Consider the following 2672-nt stretch of genomic DNA (forward strand, 5'->3'; position numbering starts at 1 on the left):
GTCAACATTATGGCGACGCACCGGCTGCAGGGTGATCTCACAGATCAGCTCGGGGTCCAGGCAGGCCGCCAGCAAGCTGTGCCGCGCCCGCAGCACCCGGTATTCCGGCAGCGACCGGCCGGCCTGCCGCATGAACCACACCGGCACCCGACGCGGTTTGCGGCCGGCCGCGGCGACCAGGTACGGCGAATCAGGCAGCTCACGGCGGGTAGTCATCGGGTTCAATGCTGCCACGGGGCTGATCGGCGGTTGACGGATGACCGCACAGTGCGGCTTGTCGGACAGCATTGCTAGTATCGAAAGCATGTTCGATGAGATGGCCGAGACAGCCGCGACGCTGGTTGATCGGATAACCGCCGCGACGCGGGCGGAGAACCGGGCCGCTGGTGAGCGGTTGGCCGCGATCAGTGAGCTCGATCTGGTGCGGCTGCGCCAGTGCGGGGAGCATGAGACCTGGGCCAGCGATACCGCCGCGGCGATCACTGTGGAGATCGCTGCAGCGTTGCGGATCAGCCGCAACTGGGCCGAGAGCTATCTGTACTACGCCCGGGCGATGCGCACCCGCCTACCCCGGGTGGGGGAGTTGCTGTCGTGGCCGGCGCCGACGCCGATGCGCTGCGCCGGCGCCGCGAGCAGCAGGCCGCCGGTGGAGACCGGTTGGCCTGCAACTGCGGGAGCCCAGAGTGCCCGGCGGCCGGCAAACCCGTTGCGTCGCCGGTGGTGATCAACGTCATCGCCGAGCGGGCCACCCTGGACGGCACCACAAAGACCCCGGGGTCGCTGATCGGTGCTGACGCGCTGAGCCCACCCGGTTCACGGCAACGTCGCGCGCACCCCGCGCTCGTAGTTCCGGTTCAGGTGTGCGCCGAAAACGACGCGAGTGCCGTTTCCGCCTCATGAAGGTCTCGCTCGTTGCATTGGGCCCAGCGCTGCTCGTCGGCGTCGAGGTGAGCAAGGAATGCATAGCGGCTGCGGATAGTGGCGATCCAATCGTTGAGGCGCACGGGCCTGGTGAGGTAGCCGATGTCTTCTCGACGGAACTCACGTTCGTCCCGCGGCGTGAGGATCTCCTGTGGGTCGACGGGTTTGGTGCCGCGGCCGTCGACAACGACATCGCGGTAGACCTTGAGCACCCACAGCCGGCGAATGAGGGACTCATCGAACGCCCCCGAAGTTACGAACCACTGCAGATCGTAGAGATCTCGTGCCAGCGACACTCGGCGGTAGCGGGCCAGCTTCTCAGCGACAGCCTCCTCGACGCGGACCACGGGAGTCGGCGGCAGGATGAAGTCGTACCTGCCGTGGATCGGCAACCGCACTGGGTCGAGCATCTCGGGTGCCAGGCTGAGGGCGTGTCGCGCCAGCTCTATCTTGGCGCCCAGCTGCGGTCGGCCAAACGGCGTGTCCACCAACAGGTCGCCGCGTCGACCGTCGCCACCGAGATTTTCAATCGCGAAAGTGAAGCCGTCGACCTCGACGCCGTCAAGAGCCTGCAGAGCGGCGAGCGCCACCTCCTCATCGGGCGCGGCGAAGTCGAGGTCGGTCGAGAAACGGCCAGCGTTGCCCGCCCTGAACTTTCGCAACGCGGTGCCCCCCTTGAAGACCAGGCCGCGTGCGAAAAGCCCGGCGTTGTGAAGCAAATGCAACGCGTGATCCTGGGCAATGTCGAGAAGTGCAGCGTTGCGTCCGCCCCTGGCGCCTTGATAATGGCGCGCAAGATGTCCCTCGGTAATCCGGGTCACGATCCGGTGCCCACGGTGAAGTATCGGTGAAGCAGAGTGTCGTTGACCTTGGTCTCGGCATCAAAAGCACCTGCGCCAGCAACACGCGGTCCAAGCCAGACCGTCTCTGTCGCTGGGTAGGCGGCAACGATGGCCGCTTGGGCGTTGTGGTCGCCTGCCGACCCGAGAAGGTATGCGGCGCGCTGCGCCGTTGCGCGACGCTTGGTCTCCAGCAAGTGGATGACGGTGGCGACGTCCACGTGCGTGACGGCATCCGGCAGCCACTGGCCGAGGCCAGCTACGTCCTTGTAGGCAGAAGGACGCACCGCAATGCCGACGATCAGTCCCTCAAGGTTCCATGATGGCAATCCGTTGACCGCCGTCAGCCCGACTTCGGACAACTCGATGCGGACGTAGCGCCAATCACCTGCGAGTGCTTTGGGAAAGGCTTGCTCGGCAGAGAGCGCAACGACCTCCTGCTCCGGTAGCCGCTGGGCCAGCCCGAGAACCGATGCAGCGGTTTCCATTGCCAGCACGCCGCTCCAATCGGGGTCCACGGCGCGCTGCGCGCGAAACTCGATGAAGCGGTCACCGGAGCCGTAGGCACCGCCGCGCGCTCCGGGGAGGAACTCCCAGGCGTGTCGGGTCCGCAGTTGTCCCAGCCAGCCGCCACGCTGGAGCTCATACGCGACACGTCGTGTCGCCGCCTCATCGCCGTCAAGACCGACTTGGTGCATGACGGTGGCCAGCCGATCTGACGTCACGACCAGGTCGCCGTCGAGTTCGAGCTGCTCGACGACGTCAGCGACCGAGCGGGGGATAACTCGCGCCACTGTCATTCACCACCCTTCTTCGGTCGATACTAACAAACTACGGGTGTAGATGGCAGTCCCTGAACGGGGCAACGTGCGGAGAACATGCTGTCCATGGGGGCGATTCGGCGCGTTGACG

The 2672-nt window shown here is 65.9% G+C and carries 4 protein-coding genes; 1 reads left to right on the top strand and 3 read right to left on the bottom strand.

The genetic code is table 11. From position 1 onward, the window contains the following. Positions 1–216 (bottom strand): uroporphyrinogen decarboxylase family protein (locus AC2VOU_RS04780; RefSeq protein ID WP_486956322.1); only part of this gene is annotated, 216 nt, incomplete at its 3' end. An 88-nt stretch (positions 217–304) separates the two neighbouring features. Here AC2VOU_RS04780 and AC2VOU_RS04785 point away from each other — a divergent pair. Then, complete coding sequence (locus tag AC2VOU_RS04785) at positions 305–724, top strand: DUF222 domain-containing protein (RefSeq protein WP_486956323.1); 420 nt, start codon at positions 305–307, stop codon at positions 722–724. Between the two features lie 130 nt (positions 725–854). Here AC2VOU_RS04785 and AC2VOU_RS04790 read toward each other — a convergent pair whose 3' ends face one another. Further along, entirely contained in the window at positions 855–1742 is an 888-nt protein-coding gene (locus AC2VOU_RS04790) for a nucleotidyl transferase AbiEii/AbiGii toxin family protein (protein ID WP_486956324.1), read from the bottom strand. Beyond that, positions 1739–2560, bottom strand: coding sequence for a type IV toxin-antitoxin system AbiEi family antitoxin (locus tag AC2VOU_RS04795; RefSeq protein WP_486956325.1), 822 nt, complete (start codon positions 2558–2560; stop codon positions 1739–1741). The genes AC2VOU_RS04790 and AC2VOU_RS04795 overlap by 4 nt, the downstream gene beginning before the upstream one ends. Positions 2561–2672: the final 112 nt, after the last annotated feature.

The organism is Mycobacterium sp. TH-M25 (genome assembly GCF_057473665.1).

Bases quoted from the DNA above. Each gene is read 5' to 3' on its own strand.
- AC2VOU_RS04785 (WP_486956323.1), top strand. From the start codon at position 305: ATGTTCGATGAGATGGCCGAGACAGCCGCGACGCTGGTTGATCGGATA.
- AC2VOU_RS04795 (WP_486956325.1), bottom strand. From the start codon at position 2,560: ATGACAGTGGCGCGAGTTATCCCCCGCTCGGTCGCTGACGTCGTCGAG.